Below are 1,226 nucleotides of genomic sequence, written 5' to 3'. Positions count from 1 at the left end.
GAGGGAGAGGGAGTACTCCCAGGAGGGGGCGGGGGTGGTTTCAGGCATGCGTCAGCTCCGGATGGCGGGAGGGTGAGTGAGCGCGCGGTGGCATTGCCGCGACCGCCATGGCAGGACGGTGCGGTGCGCTTCCGCGGGGTGTTCAAGACATCACTGACGGTAGGTCTGAAAGTTATGACCACGCAAGCCGTTCGCGTAATCTGACACCCGAACGGGGCATACCGCACAGCAGGTTGAGGAGCTGGCATGGCGACGCGACGGCACCCCACAGCACGACAGGCGCGCCTGGGTGCCGAACTCCGCAGGCTCCGGGACAGCGCCGGACTGAAGGCCACCGAAGCTGCTGCCCTATTGGGCGTCAGCTCGGTTCAGGTGAGTCAGATCGAGTCCGGCGTCGCGGGTGTCAGCGAGGAGCGCGTGCGCCGCCTTGCTGCCAACTACGCCTGCTCCGATTCGGAGTTGATCGACGCACTGGTCGCGATGGCCACGGACCGGACACGCGGCTGGTGGGAGGAGTACCGGCGCATCCTTCCCGCCGCCTATCTCGACCTCTCCGAGCTGGATCACCATGCGACGTTCCGCCACGACGTGGCAGTCATCCACGTGCCCGGCCTTCTCCAGACAGAGGCCTATGCGCGCGCTCTTTTCGCTTACATGAACCCGCAGTTCCCGGAGAGCGAGGTAGAGCACAGGGTCAGTCACCGGATGAGACGAAAGGTCGTCATCGAGGGTGCCGACCCCATCCCCTACGAGACGGTGATCCACGAAGCGGCTCTGCGCATCAGGGTGGCCGGCCGGGCTGCATCCCGGATCCAACTGACCCGCATCCTAGAGGCGTCCGAAGCTGAGCACATCGCGGTGCGCGTCGTGCCGTTCGGTCTGGACGACTTCGCGGGCGCCGGAAGCGCCATGGTGCACGTAGGCGGCGTGGTACCCCAGCTGGACACCGTCGTACGTGACGCCCCACACGGCACCGCCTTCATCGACTCCGCGGCCCAACTGGAGCACTTCCGGGAGCTGTTCCGTAGGGTGAAGCGAGCGTCACTGGACGCCGGTCAGTCACGCGACCTCATCAACGGACTCATCAGGGAATTGTGAGGAGCAGCCATGTCCACCCGCCTCAAGTGGCAGAAGTCGTCCTTCTCCGGCGGCGGCGAGGGCAACGACTGCCTAGAGCTGGCGTCCTCCCCCACCCGCATCCACCTCCGCGAAAGCGACACCCCCAC

At 66.1% G+C, this 1,226-nt stretch carries 2 protein-coding genes; both read left to right on the top strand.

Going from position 1 to position 1,226, the window contains the following annotated elements; translation table 11 throughout:
- Nucleotides 1-246: 246 nt before the first annotated feature.
- Nucleotides 247-1,098 carry a helix-turn-helix transcriptional regulator gene (locus tag P1P75_RS41570; RefSeq protein ID WP_319265249.1) on the top strand — a complete coding sequence of 284 codons (852 nt, stop codon included), beginning with the start codon at nucleotides 247-249 and terminating at the stop codon, nucleotides 1,096-1,098.
- Between the two features lie 9 nt (nucleotides 1,099-1,107).
- On the top strand, nucleotides 1,108-1,226 hold a 119-nt coding region (locus P1P75_RS41565), incomplete at its 3' end, for a DUF397 domain-containing protein (protein WP_319265252.1).

It is taken from the genome of Streptomyces sp. ID05-39B (assembly GCF_033794725.1).
In the GTDB taxonomy this organism is placed as follows: domain Bacteria; phylum Actinomycetota; class Actinomycetes; order Streptomycetales; family Streptomycetaceae; genus Streptomyces; species Streptomyces bobili.
This window is presented reverse-complemented; position numbering and strand designations above follow the sequence as displayed.